This is a genomic window from Synechococcus sp. CCAP 1479/10 (assembly GCF_019038515.1).
Classification (GTDB): Bacteria; Cyanobacteriota; Cyanobacteriia; order PCC-6307; family Cyanobiaceae; genus Cyanobium.
Map to the genome: position 1 here is coordinate 57,629 of NZ_JAFKRJ010000051.1, position 21,205 is coordinate 78,833.

At 70.2% G+C, this 21,205-nt stretch carries 26 protein-coding genes; 13 read left to right on the plus strand and 13 right to left on the minus strand.

Features of this window, described 5'->3' with window-relative positions:
• Positions 1 to 585 carry an EF-hand domain-containing protein gene (locus KUG39_RS16695; protein ID WP_094585174.1) on the minus strand — a complete coding sequence of 195 codons (585 nt, stop codon included), beginning with the start codon at positions 583 to 585 and terminating at the stop codon, positions 1 to 3.
• Positions 586 to 722: 137 nt separating this feature from the next.
• Here KUG39_RS16695 and KUG39_RS16700 point away from each other — a divergent pair, with 137 nt between their 5' ends.
• Genes KUG39_RS16700 through KUG39_RS16715 form a run of 4 tightly spaced genes read left to right on the plus strand, consistent with a single transcriptional unit; the run spans position 723 to position 1,866 of the window.
• A complete protein-coding gene (locus KUG39_RS16700) occupies positions 723 to 866 on the plus strand; it encodes a CAB/ELIP/HLIP family chlorophyll-binding protein (RefSeq protein ID WP_094585175.1) in 144 nt (47 codons plus the stop codon).
• 46 nt (positions 867 to 912) lie between these two features.
• Complete coding sequence (locus KUG39_RS16705) at positions 913 to 1,149, plus strand: chlorophyll a/b-binding protein (RefSeq protein ID WP_094585176.1); 237 nt, start codon at positions 913 to 915, stop codon at positions 1,147 to 1,149.
• 14 nt (positions 1,150 to 1,163) lie between these two features.
• A complete protein-coding gene (locus KUG39_RS16710) occupies positions 1,164 to 1,409 on the plus strand; it encodes a hypothetical protein (protein ID WP_190611683.1) in 246 nt (81 codons plus the stop codon).
• Between the two features lie 13 nt (positions 1,410 to 1,422).
• Positions 1,423 to 1,866: a nuclear transport factor 2 family protein gene (locus KUG39_RS16715; protein WP_216914289.1), complete on the plus strand. Its 444-nt coding sequence runs from the start codon at positions 1,423 to 1,425 to the stop codon at positions 1,864 to 1,866.
• Here the strand turns inward: KUG39_RS16715 and KUG39_RS16720 are convergent.
• Positions 1,845 to 2,231, minus strand: coding sequence for a hypothetical protein (locus tag KUG39_RS16720; protein WP_216914287.1), 387 nt, complete (start codon positions 2,229 to 2,231; stop codon positions 1,845 to 1,847). The genes KUG39_RS16715 and KUG39_RS16720 overlap by 22 nt on opposite strands.
• 137 nt (positions 2,232 to 2,368) lie before the next feature.
• On the opposite strand from KUG39_RS16720, the gene KUG39_RS16725 reads away from it, so the two are divergent.
• From KUG39_RS16725 to KUG39_RS16735, 3 genes are all read left to right on the plus strand, one after another.
• Complete coding sequence (locus KUG39_RS16725) at positions 2,369 to 2,821, plus strand: CopD family protein (protein WP_216914285.1); 453 nt, start codon at positions 2,369 to 2,371, stop codon at positions 2,819 to 2,821.
• A 92-nt stretch (positions 2,822 to 2,913) separates the two neighbouring features.
• The gene (locus KUG39_RS16730; RefSeq protein ID WP_216914283.1) at positions 2,914 to 3,144 is read left to right on the plus strand and encodes a hypothetical protein; all 231 of its coding nucleotides are present in this window, start codon (positions 2,914 to 2,916) and stop codon (positions 3,142 to 3,144) included.
• 65 nt (positions 3,145 to 3,209) lie between these two features.
• Positions 3,210 to 3,404, plus strand: coding sequence for a hypothetical protein (locus tag KUG39_RS16735; protein WP_216914282.1), 195 nt, complete (start codon positions 3,210 to 3,212; stop codon positions 3,402 to 3,404).
• Here the strand turns inward: KUG39_RS16735 and KUG39_RS16740 are convergent.
• Positions 3,377 to 4,372 carry a magnesium transporter CorA family protein gene (locus tag KUG39_RS16740; RefSeq protein ID WP_353617356.1) on the minus strand — a complete coding sequence of 332 codons (996 nt, stop codon included), beginning with the start codon at positions 4,370 to 4,372 and terminating at the stop codon, positions 3,377 to 3,379. The genes KUG39_RS16735 and KUG39_RS16740 overlap by 28 nt on opposite strands.
• Before the next feature lie 116 nt (positions 4,373 to 4,488).
• On the opposite strand from KUG39_RS16740, the gene KUG39_RS16745 reads away from it, so the two are divergent.
• Positions 4,489 to 4,683, plus strand: a complete 195-nt coding sequence (locus KUG39_RS16745) for a DUF2256 domain-containing protein (RefSeq protein ID WP_216914278.1) — start codon at positions 4,489 to 4,491, stop codon at positions 4,681 to 4,683.
• Here KUG39_RS16745 and KUG39_RS16750 read toward each other — a convergent pair.
• The 9 genes from KUG39_RS16750 to lysA are packed head-to-tail and all read right to left on the minus strand — an operon-like array spanning position 4,650 to position 13,893.
• A complete protein-coding gene (locus KUG39_RS16750; RefSeq protein ID WP_199297161.1) occupies positions 4,650 to 5,714 on the minus strand; it encodes an endonuclease/exonuclease/phosphatase family protein in 1,065 nt (354 codons plus the stop codon). The genes KUG39_RS16745 and KUG39_RS16750 overlap by 34 nt on opposite strands.
• Before the next feature lie 19 nt (positions 5,715 to 5,733).
• Positions 5,734 to 7,323 (minus strand): M10 family metallopeptidase C-terminal domain-containing protein, encoded by a 1,590-nt coding sequence (locus KUG39_RS16755; protein WP_216914276.1) that lies wholly within the window; start codon positions 7,321 to 7,323, stop codon positions 5,734 to 5,736.
• 33 nt (positions 7,324 to 7,356) lie between these two features.
• Entirely contained in the window at positions 7,357 to 7,857 is a 501-nt protein-coding gene (locus KUG39_RS16760) for a hypothetical protein (RefSeq protein ID WP_216914274.1), read from the minus strand.
• Entirely contained in the window at positions 7,851 to 8,885 is a 1,035-nt protein-coding gene (locus KUG39_RS16765; RefSeq protein ID WP_216914272.1) for a DUF952 domain-containing protein, read from the minus strand. The genes KUG39_RS16760 and KUG39_RS16765 overlap by 7 nt, the downstream gene beginning before the upstream one ends.
• A 4-nt stretch (positions 8,886 to 8,889) precedes the next feature.
• A complete protein-coding gene (gene trhO, locus KUG39_RS16770; protein ID WP_216914422.1) occupies positions 8,890 to 9,834 on the minus strand; it encodes an oxygen-dependent tRNA uridine(34) hydroxylase TrhO in 945 nt (314 codons plus the stop codon).
• On the minus strand, positions 9,831 to 10,811 hold the full coding sequence (gene bioB / locus KUG39_RS16775; RefSeq protein WP_216914270.1) for a biotin synthase BioB: 981 nt from the start codon (positions 10,809 to 10,811) through the stop codon (positions 9,831 to 9,833). Before bioB ends, trhO begins: the two co-directional genes overlap by 4 nt.
• Positions 10,808 to 11,608, minus strand: a complete 801-nt coding sequence (gene uppS / locus KUG39_RS16780) for an undecaprenyl pyrophosphate synthase (RefSeq protein WP_094585191.1) — start codon at positions 11,606 to 11,608, stop codon at positions 10,808 to 10,810. Before uppS ends, bioB begins: the two co-directional genes overlap by 4 nt.
• Positions 11,605 to 12,420 (minus strand): diadenylate cyclase CdaA, encoded by an 816-nt coding sequence (gene cdaA / locus KUG39_RS16785; RefSeq protein ID WP_094585192.1) that lies wholly within the window; start codon positions 12,418 to 12,420, stop codon positions 11,605 to 11,607. Before cdaA ends, uppS begins: the two co-directional genes overlap by 4 nt.
• A gap of 48 nt (positions 12,421 to 12,468) precedes the next feature.
• On the minus strand, positions 12,469 to 13,893 hold the full coding sequence (gene lysA, locus KUG39_RS16790) for a diaminopimelate decarboxylase (RefSeq protein WP_286193039.1): 1,425 nt from the start codon (positions 13,891 to 13,893) through the stop codon (positions 12,469 to 12,471).
• 62 nt (positions 13,894 to 13,955) lie between these two features.
• On the opposite strand from lysA, the gene KUG39_RS16795 reads away from it, so the two are divergent.
• From KUG39_RS16795 to KUG39_RS16815, 5 genes are all read left to right on the plus strand, one after another.
• Complete coding sequence (locus tag KUG39_RS16795; protein ID WP_216914268.1) at positions 13,956 to 14,432, plus strand: GNAT family N-acetyltransferase; 477 nt, start codon at positions 13,956 to 13,958, stop codon at positions 14,430 to 14,432.
• 186 nt (positions 14,433 to 14,618) lie between these two features.
• Positions 14,619 to 17,171, plus strand: a complete 2,553-nt coding sequence (locus KUG39_RS16800; protein ID WP_190611664.1) for an ATP-dependent Clp protease ATP-binding subunit — start codon at positions 14,619 to 14,621, stop codon at positions 17,169 to 17,171.
• A gap of 54 nt (positions 17,172 to 17,225) precedes the next feature.
• On the plus strand, positions 17,226 to 18,329 hold the full coding sequence (locus KUG39_RS16805) for an iron-containing alcohol dehydrogenase (RefSeq protein WP_216914267.1): 1,104 nt from the start codon (positions 17,226 to 17,228) through the stop codon (positions 18,327 to 18,329).
• Complete coding sequence (locus KUG39_RS16810; protein ID WP_216914265.1) at positions 18,326 to 19,240, plus strand: alpha/beta fold hydrolase; 915 nt, start codon at positions 18,326 to 18,328, stop codon at positions 19,238 to 19,240. The genes KUG39_RS16805 and KUG39_RS16810 overlap by 4 nt, the downstream gene beginning before the upstream one ends.
• Positions 19,237 to 19,710, plus strand: coding sequence for a DUF1499 domain-containing protein (locus KUG39_RS16815; RefSeq protein WP_286193038.1), 474 nt, complete (start codon positions 19,237 to 19,239; stop codon positions 19,708 to 19,710). The genes KUG39_RS16810 and KUG39_RS16815 overlap by 4 nt, the downstream gene beginning before the upstream one ends.
• Here KUG39_RS16815 and KUG39_RS17660 read toward each other — a convergent pair.
• Positions 19,661 to 21,205, minus strand: a complete 1,545-nt coding sequence (locus KUG39_RS17660) for a DUF8671 domain-containing protein (RefSeq protein ID WP_216914263.1) — start codon at positions 21,203 to 21,205, stop codon at positions 19,661 to 19,663. The two genes, KUG39_RS16815 and KUG39_RS17660, sit on opposite strands and share 50 nt — an antisense overlap.

Below are 21,205 nucleotides of genomic sequence, written 5' to 3' on the forward strand. Positions count from 1 at the left end.
TCAGCCCAGCTCCACCCCGTCGAACAGGTGGCGGCCGGGGGCCTCCGGCGAGGGATCGAACCAGTACTGCTCCACCAGCGTCAGGAAGGCCTGCCGCGGCAGGCGGCCGGGGGGCAGCCCCAGGGCGGCGAGCATCCGGTTGAGGTTGGCGGCGATGCCGGCGGTGGGATGGCCGTAGGCGGCGGCGAAGGCGGCCAGGTCGTCGAGCTCGAGCTGGCCGTCGCCATCGAGGTCGAGCACATCGAAGAAGCCGCCGGCGGAGCGGGCCATGAACTCCCGCGCGGCCTGGGGATCGGCACCGAAGGCGGCGAACACCCGGCCATGGGAGGCCAGGAACTCGTCCTCATCCACCGTGCCGTCGTGGTTCTGGTCGCGGCGAGCGTTCTCGTGCCGGTAGGTGTCGAGCAGCAGCCCCAGCAGATCCGGGAAGCGGCTGGGCCGGCCCTGCCAGCGCCGCGCGATCCGCACCGCCACCGGTTCGAAGTCACCCTCCAAGGTGTGGCGGCCGTCGCCGTCGCGGTCGTAGAAGCTGAACAGCCGCCGGTAGCGCCGCATCAGCTCGGCCGGCAGGGAGACGCTCGACATCCACCGGGCCGCAGAGGATCTCGATGGTACGGGGCCGCCGCTGCCTGCGCCTCTGGCTGCCGCTGCCTGCCCCTGCGGCCATGCTTGACGTCAACCGTTACAACCTGTTACAATTCACGAAACAAACTGAAACACTCATGACCGACTCCTCCGCCCGCTTCGGCTTCGTCGCTTTCGCCGAAACCTGGAACGGCCGTCTCGCCATGCTCGGCTTCGTGATCGGCCTCGGCACCGAGCTGCTCACCGGCCAGGGGATCCTCACCCAGATCGGTCTCGGCTGATCGAGCAACGGCCCAGCCCTTTTCCTTTCCTTTCCCTGCCCGACCCATGACCAACACCCCCGCCAACGACGCCTTCCTCCAGGGCGACAGTGAGCGTTCCATCCACATGGAGCAGCTCAAGCGCGTGGAGCTCTTCAACGGCCGCGCTGCCATGCTCGGTCTTGTCATCGGTGTGCTCACCGAAGCCATCACCGGCTCCGGCATCGCCCACCAGATCGGCCTCGGCGCCCTGACCGACGGCTACGCCGCCTGCCGCACCCAGTTCCTGCCCTTCTGCTTCTGATCGTTCCGCTGCCGATGCTGCTCCCTCCCCCCTTGTGTCCCTTCACGGCGGCCCGGATCGCCGGTCTGCAGGCCACGGTGCTGCTGCTGCTCACCCTGCTGATCAAGGCCCGGGTGCAGATCAAGGCGGCTTCGGCCCTGGGCCTGTTCCTGCTGGCCCTGCAGACCCTGGTGTTCCTGGCCGCAGCCGGAGCCCTGGGCCTGGTGGCCATCGGCGGAGCGGCCCTGGCCCTGACCCGTCCCCGCTCGGCCGCCGCCTGAGAGCACCCCATCCATGACCGCCCTGCTGCAGCCACCGCTGGGGGAAGACGCCCTCCGGGCGCTGTTCACCAAGCCCTACGGCGCCCCGGGGCCTACACCGGAGCAGTGGCGGGCGCTCTACGACGGGGCGGTCCACTTCACCGACCCCACCCAGGAGCGGCAGGGCCTCGAGGCCTACATCGTGGCCCAGGAGGGGTTGCTGCAGCGCTGCGATGACGTCTTCCTTGAGCCGGGCGCGGTGGCCCTCAGCGGCGATGTGGCCTTCGTGGAATGGACGATGGGCCTGAAGATCAAGGGCATCGAATTCATCTATCCCGGCACCAGCCGTCTCCGCCTCGGCGCCGACGGCCGGATCGTCGACCATCGTGACTACTTCGACTTCGTCGGCCCCACCTTCACCCCGGTGCCGCTGGTGGGAGGTTTCGTGCGCTGGCTCTACGGGCGTTTCGTGGCCTGAAGGTTCCGATGAGCGGTGACTGCGCATGACGTACCTGCCGGGCGACGCCCGGTGAGTCGCGCCAGCCGGGCCAGGGGCGTGCCGGCGCGTCGCGAGGCCTCGCGCTGCAGCTCGCGCCACGGGCGATCCACCGCTTCCATGGCCTCCGGGTCGTTGTGGTCGTGGACGCCGAAGAGCAGGGCGATAATCCGCTCCGCATCCATGGCCTCGGCGGCGGCTTCCTGCCAGAGGCGCTCACTCAGGGAACGGTCGCCCCGCCGGAACTGGGCGTCGGCCAGCTGTCGGGTGAGCGCGAACACCAGCTGACGCTCCTTGAAGGCGGAGAAACTGCCCTCGAACTGATGGGGGAAGCAACCGCTGGCCATGGGGGGTGCCCTGCCGCTGGAGTTCTGCCCTCAACTGTATCTGCTGTTACAGCTTTACAAGCGCCACTGCCTTGTCCGGCCCACGCTCGTCGGGGCGCCCGCGTCACCAGGGTGGGAGTTCCTCCTGCATTGAGGCCATGTCCCCCTTCCCATGGCTGGTGATCGTCCACGCCCTGGCCGCCACGGTGTGGACCGGCGGCCACCTGGTGCTGGATCTGGGTGTGCTGCCGAGGGCCCTGCGGGAGCGGCGCGCTGACCGCATCCGTGATTTCGAGGCGATCTTCGAGCCCCTCGGCCTCACGGCCCTCGCCATCCAGGTGATCACGGGCCTCTGGATGGGCTGGATCCTGCTGCCTGGCTTCGATGGATTGTTCGACCCGGCGAGCCCGATCGGTGTGCTGGTGGGCACCAAGCTGCTGCTGCTGGGCGCCACCGCCGCCCTGGCCGTGCATGCCCGGCTGCGGCTGATCCCCAACCTCACGGACACCAACCTCGGCGGCCTGGCCTGGCACATCCGCGGCATCACCGCCCTGGCGATCGCCTTCGTGGTGGTGGGTGCCCTGATCCGGCTGGGTGGCGTGCTGGGATGAGCGGGTCCATTCGTTCTTCGCAGGAGAATGGACCCCAACTCCCCATGCCCGGTGGAAGGTGGCTGCAGAACGACGTCATGTCCTTGCCGCCCATGTCCATCCCGATGATCGATCTCCCCTTTCTGGCGCAACTGCTGGTGGCCCTGTTCGTGGTCGCCACCCTGGATGGCCCGCCGCCGGTGGAACCCGCCCAGGAACCGCCTCCCAGGGAGCCGGAGCCGCCTGAGCCGCTGTTGGGTGGCTGGTCAGCGGAGACCGACCTCCACGCCCAGCGCCTCCTGCGGCTCGAGAAACGCCGTGACACCTTTGCCTCCCAGCCGTGACCGGCCAGACGGATCAGGTTCCTAAAGTCTTTCAGCGATCGGCCACGCACCAGGGAGTGGGCGCCATGCTCGAAGCTGTCGACCAGAAGGCTCTTTTCGATTGTTGGCACGACCGTGTCCGGCTGAAGAACCTGCCGCGCATCGGCGCCCAGGAGCATGTGCCGACCCAGGTGCTGCGGCACGAATGCACCAACTACGACGAGCTCAGGACTGTCCAGGCCGCCTCCCGCCGTCAGGCGCGCCAGCGCCGGCTCAACTGAGCGCGCCGCGAGGGATTTTGGTTCCGGTCCATTCGGCTGAGGAAGCGGTAACTGGCGAAGCCGATCACCACCATGGCGAGCATGAAGGCCGGATAGGAGATGTGCCAGTTGCGGGGGCCTGTGATCATCGTCCACTCGGACATGCCGCCGATGCCCGCCAGCAGGGTCAGCGGCATGAAGATCGTCGTGATCAGTGTCAGGCGCCGGACGGTGGCGTTGGTGTCGTTGGCGGCCTTGGCCATCTGATTATTGAGCATTGACAGGTACATCTCCATCAGGCTGGTGACGATGTCCCGGTACGACTCGGTGACTTCATAGAAGCGCACCAGATGGTCGTAGATATCGCGATAGTGGTAGATCGCCTTCTTGGATACCAGGGGGAAATCTCCCCGGCAGATCTTGCTGAGGATCTCCCGTTCATGAAACAGGCTCTTGCGCAGCCGCAGCAGGTAGCGCCGGAACCGGATCAGCTCGACCGGCTGAAAACTCGCCGGATCCGCCATCAGGGCTTCTTCAACTCCATTCAGCTCATCCTCGAGGGCCTCGATGGCCACGAACTTCTGATCGACGACCTGATCGAGGATCAGGTGCATGAGATGGGACGGGCCCTGGCGGGCCTCTTCGATGCCCCTCTCGACCATCTTTTCTACCCCATCGAGGTAGGAGCGGTGACTGGAATCCAGGTGGCTGATGCTGACAAGAAACCGCTGACCGAGGAACAGGTTGATTTCACCCACCTCAAGGACACGGTGGCCGTACTGAAATGTGTTGAACAGGATGAAGGTGTTATCTGGATAATCGTCGATCTTGGGAATCTGATGATCATCGAAGCAATCCTCGATCGAGAGCGCATGCAGGCCCAGCAGGCCGACGAGCTGGTCCAGATCGTCCCTGCTGGCCTCGCGGTAATGCAACCAGGCGAAACCGTCCAAATCGCTGACGCTCACCGCCTCGATCGCCGACGCCACCCGCTTCACCGGGCCCGTACGGCCGATCCGATAGAAGCTGGCGTCAGACATCGGCTCCATCGTGTCACGGAAACGGCTTCGGTTTTGGCAGGCTGGCTGCTCCGCTCCCTGACCGGATGCCCCACCACGTCGATCGCCCCACCAAGACCTGCCCGGTCTGCGGCCGACCCTTCCAGTGGCGCCGGAAGTGGAAGCAGGTCTGGGAGGAGGTGCGCTACTGCTCCGAACGCTGCCGGCGCCACCGCAACCGCGCCCGCCCGGATTCCTCCGAGGGCCCTCAGATCTCGAATTCCGCCACCAGCGCCGCATGATCCGAGCCCGGATCGGCGACCCGGTCCGACGGAGATTCGGAGATCGACGGCAGATGGTCGCCCGCCAGCACCGTCCGCGCCACGGGGATGTTGCCGGGATTCACCAGCCGGTGGCTGGCCAGGATGTGGTCGATCAGTTCGCCCCGTCCCTGGAAGCGGCGGCTGAAGGGGGCCTCGCCCGGGGGTTCTCCGTTCGGCCCGACATTGAGGAGCGGTGCCAGGTTCCAGAGGCGGTAGCCATCGCCTTTGTCGCCCCGCCGGAATCCCTCGGTGCCCAGTTCGGAGCCGCTCGGCCCCTGCAGGATCTGGGTGGTGGCGGCGTCGGTCGCATCGTTGAGATCGCCGCAGACCACCACCGCCTTCTGGCGGCCCAGCCCTTCCTCCGGATCCGATGATCCGGCGCAGCCGGAGAGAATCTGGTTGACCCGATCCCGCAGCGTCAGCGCTTCGGTGGTGCGCCGGTACAGGCCGTAGGCGGCATAGCGATAGCGTTCGTTCTCGTCGTTCGGGGCGAACTGGCTGCCGTCCACCAGCCCCTTCTGGCGCGCATAGGAGATCAGTTTCGACTTGAAGTGGGCGGTGATGATCCGCACCGGGTGCCCCTCGATCTCCACCACCACCTCCAGGGCGCCGCGTCCCAAGGAGGCGGTGAGGGACTCATCCGCGGGGGTGGCGGGATCATCAAACACCGGATCCCTGGCCTGGACAGGGAAGATCATCTCCGGAAAGGCCACGATCGAGCGGCTGGTGCTGAAGGGATGGCGGGACAGGACGGCCACGCGGATGCCCCGGCCGTCGGGTCTGCCCTCGATGGCATGGGGCAGGGGGTTGGTCAGCGCCCCCTGCAGTGCCTGCAGGGCCCCGTCCGGGCCGATTTCCTGCAGGGCGAGCACGTCGGGCCGCTGGCTGTCGATCACGGCGGCGAGCGTGGCGAGCTTGGCCTGGAAACGGGCGTGCACCTGCTCGCTGGCGCCGGCCTCGGGGAGGAACAGGTTCTCCACGTTCCAGCACATCAGGGTGAAACTGGCCATCGGCTGTCTCGGCAGGGGGTCAGGACAGGATCAGGTTGGAGGCCGAGAACTGGACCGGTCCCATCAGCATCACTTCGAAGTCGCTGGTGCCGTTGCCGTCGAGATCTCCCTGCAGGAGGGCGTTGGTCTGCCAGCGATTCTGTTCCAGCCGCAGCTGGCCCGCCTCCCCGTAGAACGCCCTGGAGCCGATCCAGGTGAAGGACTGAAGGCCAGCTCGGCGGCTGTCGGCGTCCACCCTCGAGAGGTCGATCCTGTCGTCGGCGGCGAAGTCGGTGATGACATCACGCCGCTCCGGGCTGCTCAGGCTGCTGTCGGCGCGGACATAGACGAAGGTGTCCCGGCCGCCTCCGACCAGACCTTTCCACTGGGCCGGCGCTCCGGGCAGACCGAAGAACGCCAGGTCGCGGAAGCTGTTGGGGGCGGACCAGTTCGGGGCCAGAGGGGCGCCAGCCAGCCAGTCAGCTCCGTAGCCACCCGAGATGATGTCGTTGCTGCCGCTGCCGACGATGCCGTCATTGCCGCTGGTGCCGATGCTGGAAGGGGCCAGCGCTCCGATCGTGAGGCTGACATTGGCGATGGCGGCAACCGTGAAGGTGCCGTAGTAATCGTCCTTGGAAGCGGTATAGAAACCGACGAAGTTCGGGTTGCCGGCTGTGGGTGATGTCCCGGCCGTGTCGGGGAGTCGCCCGGCCGCCTTCTCCCGCGCCGCCTGGGAGCGGAGGGTCGTGGTGTAGGCGTTCGATTCAAAGGAATAGTTCGGATTGGGTTTGTCGGCGCTTGGATCGGCATTGGTGTAGCCGTAGTTCCATACATTCCAGTTGTGGGCGAAGAACTTCTCGCCCGTTGGCTGGGGCACCAGCGCCCCCTGCTTGCCATTCATGGCGGTCCAGGAGGTGTTGGTGGAGAAGTCGAAACCGAAGGCCGGATAGGTCTGCTGGGGATTCAGGCTGCTGGCGCCGGCGGCGAGCGGGTACCCGAAGGGGGAGGGCCCGTAGGGCACCTCCTCGAGGAACTGGATCCAGCCTTCGGGGGCATTCGGCGGCCAGTAGGCGGGTTGCCCCAACTGAACGGCATTGGCCATGATCACCTGCTGCTGCCAGAGCCGCATCGGGCCGACGAACCGCCGGTTCGGGGCATCCCAGAGATTCGAGGCCGTCCCGACACCTGTTCCCGAGGCGGCACTGGTGACGAATCCACCCGGCGGCAGAGCGGCGAAGTCCATGGCGATCGCCGCCGCGTTCAGGAAGCCGAAATTGTGGAGGCCTCCGCTGCTGTCGGTGATGTTGGTCTGGATCGGATAGGCCCAGTCATCGATGTACGACATATCAGCGGAAAAACCGCTGCCATCAATTGTGTATTCGTAGAAGGAGAAGGGCGCTGTGATGTTCCAGCCGATCGGTTCCTGGCCAGGGTTGGCGAACAGCGTGGCGGAGCTCGAGACGTAGATCCTCATCTGAGGAGCCGCCAGGATCTGAACGCTGTTCAGACCCGGGGAGAGGGTGTTGCTCTGGCCGGGCTGGAGCGGCTCAACGCTGAACCCTGGGCCGACGACGTAGTAATAGAGGCTGCCTCCTGACTGGTTGTTGATGGTCAGGGAGGCGGTGGCCATGGTCCAGCTCGATACCCGGATCCAACGTAGGTGTCACCGGATGGACGTCAGCCAGCGGGCGCTGCGTTGCAGTCCTTCGTCGCAGTCGCCCTGCATCAGCAGGCCCGCCCCACCCCACAGCAGCCGCGGGGCCAGATCCAGCGGGCCGCCAGCCAGCTCCCGCAGCGGCGTGAAGCCGAGCCGCCGGAAGTAGCGCACCAGCCGCCGGTGCTGCTGCTCCCCATCGCGGATCGCCAGCAGGCGCGCCGAGCGGCAGGGCGTCTCCTCGAGGGCCCAGGCGAAGGTGGCCGCCCAGATCAGCGGCCCCACCGCTTCGCTGCGCTCCCCCTGCACCCGCATCGTGTCGAGGCGCAGGCCATCGGCCAGCGGCAGGCACCAGCCCTTGAGCTCCCCCAGCAGCAGGGGCGGCTGCTCCGCCCGGACCCGGGCCACCCCCACCCGCAGCCCCCGCACCCCCGCCAGCCCCTGCACCTGGAGCCGCAGCAGCAGGCCGCGCTCCCGGGCCTGCCGCTCCAGAACCTCCAGGTTCAGCATGGTGCGTCGCCCGGCGGCGGTGGCGCAAAGAGCTCGGCGGCCAGCACCGCCTCCAGCGGCAGCGGTCCGTGGATGTGGGGGAAGCATTCGCCGCTCTCCGGGGCCGGCTCCCAGAGCAGCGGCGCGCTCAGGCGCCGGGGGTCGATGGTCAGCAGCAGCACTTCCCCCGCATCGGCATAGAAGCGCCCGTAGGTGGCCTCCACCTGGTCGGCGCCGCTGGCATGGATGAAGCCCACCTCCTGCAGCGACTGGCCGCGGGTCGAGCGCTCGTACACACCGCGGGCTTTGGCGTCCCGCCATTCGTTGGCCAGGGCCAGGTGATAGATCCAGTGCTCGGAGCGCCAGGGCCGGCGGGGCGCCCAGGGCCCGGCCATCACCGCCGCCAGTTCGGGCCCCTGCAGGAAGCGCTGCAGCCAGTCCTGCAGCGGCACCAGATCCTCCTGCCGGTCGAACCCCTCCGGATCGGCGAGCCGGAACTGGCGCACGAAGGGCAGCAGGGCCACATCGGCCAGGGATGGCCGCCCCCCCACCAGCCAGCCGCCGGCCCCCAGGGCGGCGCTCCAGCCCCGCAGGATCGCCAGCGCCTCGGGGCGGTGCTGCTCCCGGTCGCCGCCGGGGTGGCGCTCGGGGTACTTGAAGCGATCGAGATGGTGCTTGAACGAATCGTCGTTCTCAGCGATCAGGGCGGCGATCCGGGCCCGCTCCCGCGCAGCGGCTTCGGTGCTCCCCTGGCGCCGCAGGTCGCCGGGGTCGTGGCGCTCCAGGGCCCACGCCATCACCGACAGGCTGTCCGGCAGCACCCGGGCGGCCCCCTGGGGATCGTTGCCGGCGTCGGGCGGCAGCACCAGGGCCGGCACGGTGGCGGCGGCGGAGGCCTCCAGCAGTTCGGGGGGCTTGCGGCCCAGGTGCACCTCCCGCAGTTCGAGATCCACCCCCGGCGTCAGCCCCGCCGCCGCCAGGGCCAGCCGTGCCCGGATCGCATAGGGGCAGCGCCGGAAGCTGTACAGGATGGGCAGGCGCGGCGCCATCCGCTCAGCCGCCCACGCCGGGCATCACCCAGCCGATGTGGGTCTCGCCGGATGCCTTTGCCCGTCCCATCTGGCGCTGGCGTTCGGCGAACCGCTCCCGGTCGGCGTCGGAGAAGCGACCGATGCAGTGGCGGCAGCTCACCCCGGCCACGTAGCTCTCCAGGGCAAGGTCGGCGGGGGCCAGGGGCAGGCCGCAGGCATGGCACACGTGATACGTCCCCGGCTGGAGCCGGTGGTCGAGGGCCACCCGCTGGTCGAACACGTAGCACTCGCCGTGCCAGCGGCTCTCGGCCTCCGGCACCTGCTCCAGGTAGTTGAGGATCCCCCCCTGCAGCTGCAGCACGTTGTCGAAGCCCTGGTTCAGCAGGTGGGCGGTGGCCTTCTCGCAGCGGATGCCACCGGTGCAGAACAGGGCCAGCCGCTGCGGCCGCTGCTGGGCCACCAGGGGCCGCAGGTGCTGCTCCACCCAGGCGGGAAAATCCCGGAAGTGCTCGGTGCCGGGGTCGATGGCGCCAGCGAAGCTGCCCAGGGCCACCTCGTAGTGGTTGCGGGTGTCGATGGTCAGGGTGCCGGGATCGTCCAGCAGGGCATTCCAGTGCTCGGGGGGCACCGGAACCCCTGTTCCCCGGGACGGCTGGGCCGAGGGCTCGGCCATCGTCACGATCTCGGCCTTCAGGCGCACCTTGAAGCGGTGAAACACCCGCCCTTCGGCCTCACTGCGCTTCACCTCCAGGTGCGCCAGGCGTGGGTCGGCCTGCAGCAGCTCCAGCAGGGCGGCCACGCCGGAGGCCGATCCGGCGACCGTGCCGTTGATGCCCTCGGTGGCCAGCAGGATGGTGCCCAGCAGGCCGGCCTCGCTCCCCAGCGCCAGCAGCCTGGTTTGCCAGTCGGGCAATTCCTCGCTGGCCAGGGGGACGAACCTGTAGAAGGCGGCGACCTGCACCCTCAGCGGCCTGCGGCGGCCGCCAGCGGCTGCTCCTCCAGCTGCACCCGCACCCCGGCGGCCCGCAGCAGCTCCTGGTCGCTGGCCACCGCCGGGTTGGAGGTGGTGAGCAGGGTGTCGCCGTAGAAGATCGAATCGGCCCCCGCCAGCAGGCAGAGGATCTGGGCCTCCCGCCCCAGCTGCTCGCGCCCGGCGCTGAGGCGCACCCGGCTGTGGGGCATGAGGATGCGGGCTGCGGCCACCATCCGCACCAGCTCCAGGGGGTCGACCGCTGGTAGACCTTCCAGGGGGGTGCCCTCCACCGCCACCAGGGCGTTGATCGGCACGCTTTCGGGATGGGGATCCAGGCAGGCGAGCACCTGCAGCAGCCCGGCCCGGTCCTGGGGTGTCTCGCCCATGCCGATGATGCCGCCGCAGCAGAGGTCGATGCCGGCGCCCCTCACCCGCTGCAGGGTGTCGAGCCGCTCCTGGTAGGTGCGGGTGGTGATGATCCGGTCGTAGTGCTCGGGGCTGGTGTCGAGGTTGTGGTTGTAGGCGGTGAGTCCCGCTTCCGCCAGTCGGGCCGCCTGGCCGTCTGTGAGCATGCCGGCGGTGACGCAGGCCTCCAGGCCGAGCTCCCGCACCCCCCGCACCATGGCGAGCATGGCGTCGAAGGGGGCACCATCACGGATCTCCCGCCAGGCCCAGCCCATGCAGAAGCGGTGGGCGCCGGCCGCCTTGGCCTGCCGGGCGCGCTCCAGCACCGGCTCCACCGCCAGCTCCGGCCGGCCGCCCACGTCGCTGGGGTTGTGCATCGACTGGGGGCAGTAGGCGCAGTCCTCCTCGCAACCCCCGGTCTTGACGCTCAGCAGCGACGCCAGCTGGACGTGGTAGCCGGGATTGGCGCTGCGGTGCACCGCCTGGGCCTGCCACAGCAGATCCATCAGGGGCAGGTCGAGCAGGTCCTGGATCTCCTGGCGGGACCAGTCGTGGCGCACGCTCATGGGGTGGTCTCCACACCGTTCTGGACGCCACTCTGCACGCCACCGAAGCGGCGCTGGCGCCCCTGATAATCCAGCAGCGCCGCCAGCAGGGCCTCGGTGTCGAAGTCGGGCCAGAGCACGTCGGTGATGTGCAGCTCGGCGTAGGCCAGCTGCCAGAGCAGGAAGTTGCTGATGCGCTGCTCGCCGCTGGTGCGGATCAGCAGATCGGGGTCGGCATCGCCGGCGGTGAACAGCTCGGCGGCGAAGATCTCCTCGTCGATGCGGGCCGGATCGAGCTCGCCGCGGGCCGCCTGCTCGGCCAGGCGGCGGGCCGCCCGCACCAGCTCACTGCGGCCGCCGTAGTTGGTGCAGACGTTGAAATGGATGCCGGTGTTGCCGGCCGTGCGCTCGGTGGCGTCGTTGATCAGGACCCTGAGACCCTCCGGCAGGGGGTCGAGGTCGCCGAGGAAGCGGATGCGCACCTGCTGGCGCTCGAGCGCCTCGAGCTCCTTGGCCAACACCCGTTCGAACAGGGCCATCAGAAAGGCCACCTCCTCCCCGGGCCGGGTCCAGTTCTCGGTGGAGAACGCATAGGCGGTGAGGGCGCCGATGCCCCAGTCGCTGCAGTGGCGCAGGGTGCGCTTGAGCACCTCCACCCCGGCCCGGTGTCCCATGGCCCTGGGCAGCCCACGCTGACGGGCCCAGCGGCCGTTGCCGTCCATGATCACCGCGACGTGACGGGGCAGCCGAGCCGGATCGAGCTGGGCGGGCAGCTGATCGGGATCGGACGATGGAGTGGTCGCCAGGGCGCGACTCATCCGCGATGTTCCGGCGGGTCCGCAGCCACGCTACGCCCCGTGGGAGCGGTGGCCAGGGCGTCGGTGAGCAGGTCGTGAAGCCGGCTGCTGGTGATCGGCCGCTCCAGCCGCCCCTGGGAGGCGAGGGAGAGGGTGCCTGTCTCCTCCGAGACGACGATGCAGAAGCAGCCGTCGTGGCGCTCGGTCAGCCCCATGGCGGCCAGGTGGCGGGTGCCGTAGCGGTTCAGGCCCTGGCGCGAGAGGGGCAGGATCACGCCGGCGGCCACGATGCGGTTCTTCTGGACCAGCACGGCTCCATCGTGCAGGGGCGTGTCCACCGCGAAGAGGTTGAGCAGCAGGTCGACGGAAAGCTGGGCGTCGATGCGGATGCCGGGGTTGAGGAAGTCCTCCGGGCGCAGATCACTGCCCAGGTCGAGGACGATCAGGGCGCCGCAGCGCGCCTGGGAGAGGCGGCCGGCGGCCTCGGTCAGCAGGCTCACCGACCCCGAGGCCAGCTGGTCCCGGCTGCGGTCGGCGAACAGCACCCCGAGGCGTCCGGTGCCCAGCAGTTCCATCAGGCGCCGCAGTTCCCCCTGCCACAGGATCGCCAGGGCCAGGCTGCAGGCCAGCACCAGCGCATCCACCAGGCTGCTGGTCAGCGGCAGGTTGGCGTAGCGCTGCACGAACCAGGCGAGCGCCACCAGAAACAGGTAGCCGCGCAGCAGCCACAGGGTGCGCGCCTCCGTGACCCTGCCGAGCAGCAGGAGCCCGAGCAGGGAGGCGAACAGAAGATCCAGCAGCAGGCGGAAGTCGATGAGCCGCAGCCAGATCACAAGACAAGGGAGGGGCAGGCCGGTTCAACGGGTGGCCGCCTGACCGGCTCAGGATACCGGCAGGAGCCGGTGGGGCAGGACGTCGTAGCGCAGTAGGTCTTCCGGCTGCTCGCGCCGCTGCACCACGTCCGCCACGCCGTCGTGGACGAGCACCGCCGCCGGCCTGGGGATGCGGTTGTAGTTGGACCCCATTGCCGCGTTGTAGGCGCCGGTGGCGAACACGGCGAGCACGTCGCCTGGGCTGGTGAGCGGCAGGCGGACGTCGTGGAGCAGCACGTCGCCGGACTCGCAGTGCTTGCCGGCCACGGTCACCGCCTCGGTGGCCTCCGCCAGCGGACGGTCGGCCAGGGCGGCCGTGTACAGCGACTGGTAGGTGATCGGCCGGGGGTTGTCGCTCATGCCCCCATCCACCGAGATGTAGGTGCGCAGGCCGGGGATCTCCTTGCGGCTGCCCAGCGTGTAGAGCGTCATCCCCGCCGTCGCCACCAGGGAGCGGCCGGGTTCGCACAGCAGCCGTGGCAGCGCCAGCTGGCGCTGGCCGCAGGCCTCGGCCACCGCCGTGGCCACCACCCGCACCCACTCCTGGATGCTCGGCGGGTCATCGGAGCCCACGTAGCGGATGCCGAGGCCACCGCCGACGTTGAGGTCGCCGCAGGGGTGGCCCAGGGAGCGGGCCAGGCCGAGGGCCTCGGCCATCACCCCGGCCAGGTCGCGGTGGGGTTCGAGTTCGAAGATCTGGGAGCCGATGTGGGCGTGCAGGCCATCCACCCGGGCCCAGGGGCAGGCGGCCAGGTGCCGCAGCACCGCCTCCAGCTGGTCGGGGTCGAAGCCGAACTTGCTGTCGAGGTGGCCGGTGCGGATGTACTCGTGGGTGTGGCACTCGATGCCCGGGGTGAACCGCACCAGCACCCGCACCGGCGCGGGCCGTCCGGCCGCCAGGGTGCCGAGCAGGGTGATGTCGTTCCAGTTGTCGAGGATCACCGTCACCCCCCGCTCGACGGCGAGCTGGAGCTCCTCGGCCGATTTGTTGTTGCCGTGGAACACGATCCGCTCGGCGGGCATGCCGCCCTGCAGGGCCGTGAGCAGCTCCCCGGCCGAGACGGCGTCGAGGCCGAGACCCTCGGAGGCCACCAGGGCCGTGATCGCGAGGGAACTGTTCGCCTTGGAGGCGTAGAGGGCCAGGGCCTCGCCGGGGTAGTGGGCGGCCAGCGCCTCCCGGTAGGCCCGGCAGGTGGTCCGCAGGGTGGCTTCGTCGAGCACGTAGAGCGGGGTGCCGTAGGTGCGGGCCAGGTCGCTCAGCAGGCAGCCCCCCACCTCCAGGCGACCCAGCGCATCAAGGCGGGCGGTGAGCGGGGCCAGGTTGCGGTTGGGGCTGAGCGGATCGCCGCCGTGCTCGAAGGGCCCCCCGGGGGCGATCGGCGCCGCGGGGACGGGAGCGACCGGATCGGTCGCCGGGGAGGCGCTGGTCACCATGGCGGCCTGTGCGGGGAGGGGGTCAGGATGTCCGATCGTAAGGATGTTCGTGTCCAACGGCCGTGCCGGCACCACCTCCGCCACCGCTGCCCGCCCCGACCCTGTGCCCGCTGGTCCCGGCCGATGCCGTGGACTGCCTGGCCCTCGACCGGGTCGCCCTCGGCGGCCTCTGGAACCTGGAGCAGTGGCAGCGGGAGCTGGAGGAGGAGGGCCGGCCGGGCCTGGGGCTGCGCCGGGGCCCCGAGCTGCTGGCCATGGCCAGTGGCTGGCTCGTGGTCGACGAGCTCCACATCACCCTGGTGGCGGTGGCCCCGGACCAGCGCCGTCGGGGGCTGGGGCGCCGGGTGCTGCAGGAACTGATGGCCACCGGCCGCGCGCGCGGTGCCACCCGCGCCACCCTGGAGGTGGCGGCCGGAAACGGGCCTGGGATCGCGCTGTACGGGGCCCTGGGGTTCCGCACCGCCGGCATCCGTCATGGTTACTACCGCAATGGAGAGGATGCCCTGATCCAATGGGTCAACCTGACAATGTGCTCCTGACAATGAGACAGGGGTGTGGATAACCGTAGATTGCTATACCTATTTCTGCTGATTCCTGGCGTTTCGTTTGTGTTCTGGTCCGTCTGAGCGCCTGCGGCACATGGGTTTCGCCTGAGAGTGCTCCCCAGCTCCCACAGGGCCCTTCAATCCTGATAGGTTGGATCCACTTGCATCAGGTCCCGCCCCATGTTCGAGCGGTTTACCGAGAAGGCCATCAAGGTGATCATGCTGGCCCAGGAAGAGGCCCGCCGCCTCGGCCACAACTTCGTCGGCACCGAGCAGATCCTGCTGGGCCTGATCGGCGAGGGCACCGGTGTCGCCGCCAAGGTCCTCAAGTCGATGGGGGTCAACCTGAAGGACGCCCGGGTCGAGGTCGAGAAGATCATCGGCCGCGGCTCCGGCTTCGTCGCCGTCGAGATCCCCTTCACCCCCCGGGCCAAGCGGGTGCTGGAGCTCTCCCTGGAGGAGGCCCGCCAGCTGGGGCACAACTACATCGGCACCGAGCACCTGCTGCTGGGCCTGATCCGCGAGGGCGAGGGCGTGGCGGCCCGGGTTCTGGAGAACCTCGGCGTCGACCTGGCCAAGGTCCGCACCCAGGTGATCCGCATGCTGGGCGAGACGGCCGAAGTGGCCTCCGGCAGCTCGGGCAAGGGCTCCACCAAGACCCCCACCCTCGACGAATTCGGCAGCAATCTCACCCAGCTGGCGGCCGAGTCCAAGCTCGACCCCGTGGTGGGCCGCCAGAACGAGATCGACCGGGTGATCCAGATCCTCGGCCGCCGCACCAAGAACAACCCCGTGCTGATCGGTGAGCCGGGCGTCGGCAAGACCGCCATCGCCGAGGGCCTGGCCCAGCGGATCACCCAGGGCGAGATCCCCGACATCCTCGAGGACAAGCGTGTCCTCACCCTCGACATCGGCCTGCTGGTGGCCGGCACCAAGTACCGGGGTGAGTTCGAGGAACGGCTCAAGAAGATCATGGAGGAGATCCGCTCCGCCGGGAACGTGATCCTGGTGATCGACGAGGTCCACACCCTGATCGGCGCCGGTGCCGCAGAAGGTGCCATCGACGCCGCCAACATCCTCAAGCCGGCCCTGGCCAGGGGGGAGCTGCAGTGCATCGGCGCCACCACCCTCGATGAATACCGCAAGCACATCGAGCGCGATGCGGCCCTGGAGCGCCGCTTCCAGCCGGTGATGGTGGGCGAGCCCTCCGTCGTCGACACGATCGAGATCCTCAAGGGGCTGCGGGAGCGCTACGAGCAGCACCACCGCCTCAAGATCAGTGATGAGGCCCTCGTCGCCGCCGCCACCCTGGGCGACCGCTACATCAGCGACCGCTTCCTGCCCGACAAGGCCATCGACCTGATCGACGAGGCCGGCAGCCGCGTGCGCCTGCTCAACTCCAAGCTGCCGCCGGCGGCCAAGGAGGTCGACAAGCAGCTGCGCGGCGTCCAGAAGGAGAAGGAGGACGCCGTCCGCCAGCAGGACTTCACCAAGGCCGGTGAACTGCGTGACAAGGAGGTCGAACTGCGCGACCAGATCCGCACGATCCTCCAGGCCCGTCGCGACGACGAACCCGCCGGCACCTCCTCCGGCGAGACCGACACCCCGGCCCTGCTGGGTGGCCCCGTGACCGACGACGCCAGCGAGGAAAGCCGCTCGCCCCTGGTCACCGAGGAGGACATCGCCCAGATCGTCGCCTCCTGGACCGGCGTGCCCGTCCAGAAGCTGACCGAGAGCGAATCGGTGAAGCTGCTGAACATGGAGGAAACCCTCCACCAGCGCCTCATCGGCCAGGACGAGGCCGTCAAGGCCGTCTCCCGGGCCATCCGCCGGGCGCGGGTCGGCCTCAAGAACCCCAACCGCCCCATCGCCAGCTTCATCTTCTCCGGCCCCACCGGCGTCGGCAAGACGGAACTCACCAAGGCTCTTGCCGCCTACTTCTTCGGAAGCGAGGACGCCATGATCCGCCTCGACATGAGCGAGTTCATGGAGCGCCACACCGTCAGCAAGCTGATCGGTTCGCCTCCGGGCTACGTGGGCTTCAACGAGGGCGGCCAGCTCACCGAGGCCGTGCGCCGTCGTCCCTACACCGTCGTGCTGTTCGACGAGATCGAGAAGGCCCACCCCGATGTCTTCAACCTGCTGCTGCAGCTGCTGGAGGACGGCCGGCTCACCGATTCCAAGGGCCGCACGGTCGACTTCAAGAACACCCTGATCATCATGACCTCGAACATCGGTTCGAAGGTGATCGAGAAGGGCGGCGGCGGCCTCGGCTTCGAGTTCGGCGGCGGCGACGTGGAGGAAACCCAGTACAACCGCATCCGCTCCCTGGTCAACGAGGAGCTCAAGCAGTACTTCCGCCCCGAATTCCTCAACCGTCTCGACGAGATCATTGTCTTCCGCCAGCTCACCCGCGACGAGGTGAAGCTGATCGCCGAGATCATGCTGCGGGAGGTCTTCGCCCGCATGCAGGACAAGGGCATCGGCATGTCCGTCACCGAGGCCTTCAAGGAGCGCCTCGTGGAGGAGGGCTACAACCCCAGCTACGGCGCCCGTCCCCTGCGCCGTGCCGTGATGCGCCTGCTCGAGGATTCGCTGGCGGAGGAATTCCTCTCCGGCCGGATCGGAGAGGGCGATGCCTGCCTGGTGGATGTCGACGACGACAAGCAGGTGGTGATCCGCAAGCAGACCATCACCCCGCCGCTGCCGGAGCTGGCCAGCGCCAGCGCCTGATCGATCGCGACCCGGATCGGCCGACTTCTACATTTCATCCATGAGATGGCGGCCATGACGGATCCCCTGCAGACCCAGGCCATCGCCCCGGCGGTGGTGCTCCGTGGGGAGGGTGCCTGGCCGCAGGCCCTTCCCCGCATCGTCGCCCTGGGCCGCCGCCCCCTGCTGCTCGGCCGCAGTGCCTCCACCTTCGGGCTGCGCCAGCAGCTGGCGGTCGATCTGGAGCAGGCCGGTGCCCGCCCGGTGGCCAGCCAGGGGCTGCGCGACTGCTGCGAGGAGGACCTCGGCCCCCTGGCCCTGGACGCCGCCGCCGCCGGCTGTGATGCGGTGATCGCTGCCGGTGGCGGCAAGGTGCTGGATGCGGGCAAGCTGCTGGCCCACCGGCTCGGCCTCCCCTGCATCACGGTGCCCACCAGCGCCGCCACCTGCGCCGGCTGGACGGCCCTGGCCAACCTCTACACCCCCGAGGGGGCCTTCCTGGGCGATGTGGCCCTCGACCGCTGCCCGGACCTGCTCGTCTTCGACCACGCGCTGGTGCGCCAGGCGCCGGCCCGCACCCTGGCCAGCGGCATCGCCGATGCGGTGGCCAAGTGGTACGAGGCCTCGGTGAGCAGCGGCGCCAGCGGCGATGGGCTGGTGCAGCAGGCGGTGCAGATGGCCCGCCTGCTGCGCGATCTGCTGCTGCTGGAGGGGGAAGCCGCCCTGGCCGACCCCCATGGGGAGGCCTGGGTGCGGGTGGCCGAGGGCTGTGCCCTCACCGCCGGTCTGATCGGCGGCATCGGTGGTGCCCGATGCCGCACCGTGGCCGCCCATGCCGTCCATAACGGACTCACCCAGCTCGCCGCCACCAACGGCTGCCTGCACGGCGAGAAGGTGGGCTTCGGGGTGCTGGTGCAGCTGTGGCTGGAGGAGCAGCTGGCGGGCAACCGCCTGGCGGCCCAGGCCCGCCGCCAGCTGCTGCCCTTCTTCCGCACGCTGGGGCTGCCCACCGATCTCGAGGCCCTGGGTCTGGCCGGCGCCAGCCTCGACCAGCTGCGCCAGGTCTGTCGCTTCGCCTGCCGGGAGGGCTCCGACCTGCACCGGCTGCCCTTCGCGGTCGCCCCCGAGGATCTGCTCGCCGCCATGGTGGGCGCCACCGCCGAGCGGCAGCAGGCGTGACGGACGGCCCCTCCAGCGGCCGCGACCTGGTCACGGCCGCCGCCGCGTCGCTGCTCGATCCCCTCGGCCGCGACCTGGCCGCCCAGGTGCAGTGGTGGGAGCTGCCACAGCACCCCGGGCAGTGGCCCGTGGCCGTGCTGGGGGAGGGACCGCCCCTGCTGCTCCTGCATGGCTTTGACAGCTCCTTCCTGGAGTTCCGCCGCCTGGCCCCCCTGCTGGCCCAGCGGCACCGGCTGCTGATCCCCGACCTGCACGGTTTCGGCTTCTGTCCCAGGCCCGCGGAGAGTGCCTACACGCCCCAGGCCGTGCTGGCCCACCTCGATGCGCTGCTGGAGGCGCTGGAGCAGCGGGAGCCCGCGGGCGGTTGCAGGCTGGGCCTGATCGGCGCCTCGATGGGTGGTGCGGTGGCCGTGGCCCTGGCCCGGCGCCATCCCGACCGCTTCGAGCGCCTGCTGCTGCTGGCCCCGGCCGGTCTCACCGGCCGGCCCATGCCCCTGCCGCCCCTGCTGGACGGGCTGGGGGTGCGCTTCCTGGCCCTGCCCTCGGTGCGCAAAGGCCTCTGCCGCAGCGCCTTCGCCGACCCCGACCGGGATGTGGGTCCGGCGGAGCTGGAGATCGCCTCGCTGCACCTGAAGTCGCCGGGCTGGGCCGGCGCCCTGGGCCGTTTCGCCCGCAGCGGCGGCTTCGCCGGCTGCGGCGACCCCCTGCCCCCCCAGCCCCTGGCGGTGCTCTGGGGCGCCGACGACCGGATCCTGCGGGCTCCGCAGAAGCGCGCCGCCCAGGCCCTGCTGGGCCCCCGCATCACCGAGCTGGCGGCCTGCGGCCACCTGCCCCACATCGACCAGCCCGAGCAGGTCGCCGCCGCCTGGCTGGGCGCCCCCTGCGCCCCCATCCCCACCCACCACCCATGACCCCTGCCTCCCGCCTCTGCCTGCCGCGTCTTCTCGCCGGCCTGCTGCTCGTGCTGCTGCTCGGGGTCCCCGCCCTGGCGCTTCCCGGCCGGGCCGAGGCCTCCCTGCTGCACCTGGAGGGACCGCTGCCGGCGGATCTCGGCGTGCACGGCGGCTCCCTCTCCCCCTGTGCGGCGCCGGCCCACTGCGCCCGGGCTGACTGGCCGATCGCCGATCCGGAGGCGGCCCTGAGCGCCCTGGTGCCGATCCTGGAGACCACCGAGGGGGTGCGGATCCTCGAGCGGGACGGCCGCTACCTGCACGCCACCGCCACCAGCCGGCTGTTCGGCTTCGTCGACGACCTCGAGTTGTACGCCCAGCCCGCCGCCGGCATCCTGCAGGCTCGCTCCATCTCCCGGCTGGGGGATTCGGACCTGGGCGTCAACGGCCGCCGGCTGGCGGCCCTGCGGCAGGAACTGCCTGGCAGCTGAAGCTCTCGATGGCGCCGCGGCGGTGCAGAAAGCGGGGCTGGGCCGGATCCTCGAGGCTCCACCACCAGATTCCGTCGGTGTAGCTGGGCGGACCGGCGTTGTTGGTGCGCGGCAGCTGCAGCCGCAGGTCGCGCCACTCCAGCAGCACCGTGGCGCCGGGCACCGTGCCGGCGGCGGTGTTGGGGATCCCCGGCGCATCCACCGCCCCGTTGTCGCTGGTCGCCAGCAGCAGGTCGCCGTCGCAGCGGTAGGGGACGGCCGTGGCCGCCGCCGCCGTCGCCGGGCTTCCCAGGGCGAGGCAGAGCAGCAGCACCAGGGCCAGCAGCCGGCCCGTCAGGGCCTGGGCACTGCGCAGGGCCCCCTCGATCCGGCCGAAGCCCTGCCCCGCGATGAAGTCGCCGCAGAAGGCCACCCGGCTGCGGGGGCAGACCGTGGCGGCGGCCGGCAGGCCGGGGGCCGTGGGGAAGGCGGCCCCCCAGCGCATCAGCTGACGTCGCTCCACCCCCGCCAGCGCCTCGCCGCCGCCGTGCCGTTCCCCCAGCCAGGGGGCCAGGGCCGCCGCGACGGCCGCCTCCAGCGCGGTGATCGCTGCAGCGTCATCGGGCTCCTCCTCCAGAACCCCATGGGCCACGACGGCGCAGCGGCCATCGACCAGGGGCTGGATCGACAGGCGCCGCAGTCCCCAGCGCCGCTGGGCGGGGCCGTCCATGCCCAGCAGCCGGAAGGGCAGGGCCATCCAGCGGGCCGCCGCGCCGGGCTCGATCGTCAGCATCAGGTTGGTGCGCACGTCCATCTCCATGCTGGCGATGGCCGCCAGGGCGGCCTCCAGCTCGGCGTCGCCCAGGCCCTGCGACGCCTGCAGCAGCGGCACCTGCGGCCAGCCGAACCGCTCAAGGGCCCGGGGATGGGCCAGCAGGGTGCCGGTCAGCACCAGCCAGTCGGCCTCCCCCAGCACCGCCCCGGTGGCATCGGCCAGGCGCCAGCCCCCCCCGGGCCTGGCCTCCAGGTGGCGCACCAGGGTGCCGTAGCGGCCATCGAGGCTCCCCGCCGGTCCCTGGGCCTCCGCCAGGGCCAGCAGCCCCCGGCCGAGGTCGTCCATGCCCTGGCGGCCCCGGTAGAGGCGGCCGCGCAGCAGGGGATCCCCATCGGCCGGCCCAAGGCGCCCTGCGCTGTCCAGCACGGCCCCCTGCTCCCGCCAGGGCTCGATCCAGCCCCCCGCGAGCAGGGGCGCCACCAGCTCCGGTTCGGGGCCCTCGAGCAGGTTGAACAGGGGTGCCCCGTGGTCGATCTGCCAGCCGGGGTCGTGGCGGGAGCGGCGGGTGGCGGCCCGGCCACCGGGACCCCGACCCGCCTCCCAGAGCACGATCGACCCTCCCCAGCCGCCCCGGCGCAGCCCCGCGGCCAGGGCGCAGCCGGCCACCCCGGCACCGATCACCGCCAGCGAGGGCGCCGGTCGCCCCTGTGGCTGGCCAGACTCGGCGCTGGATCCAGCCAT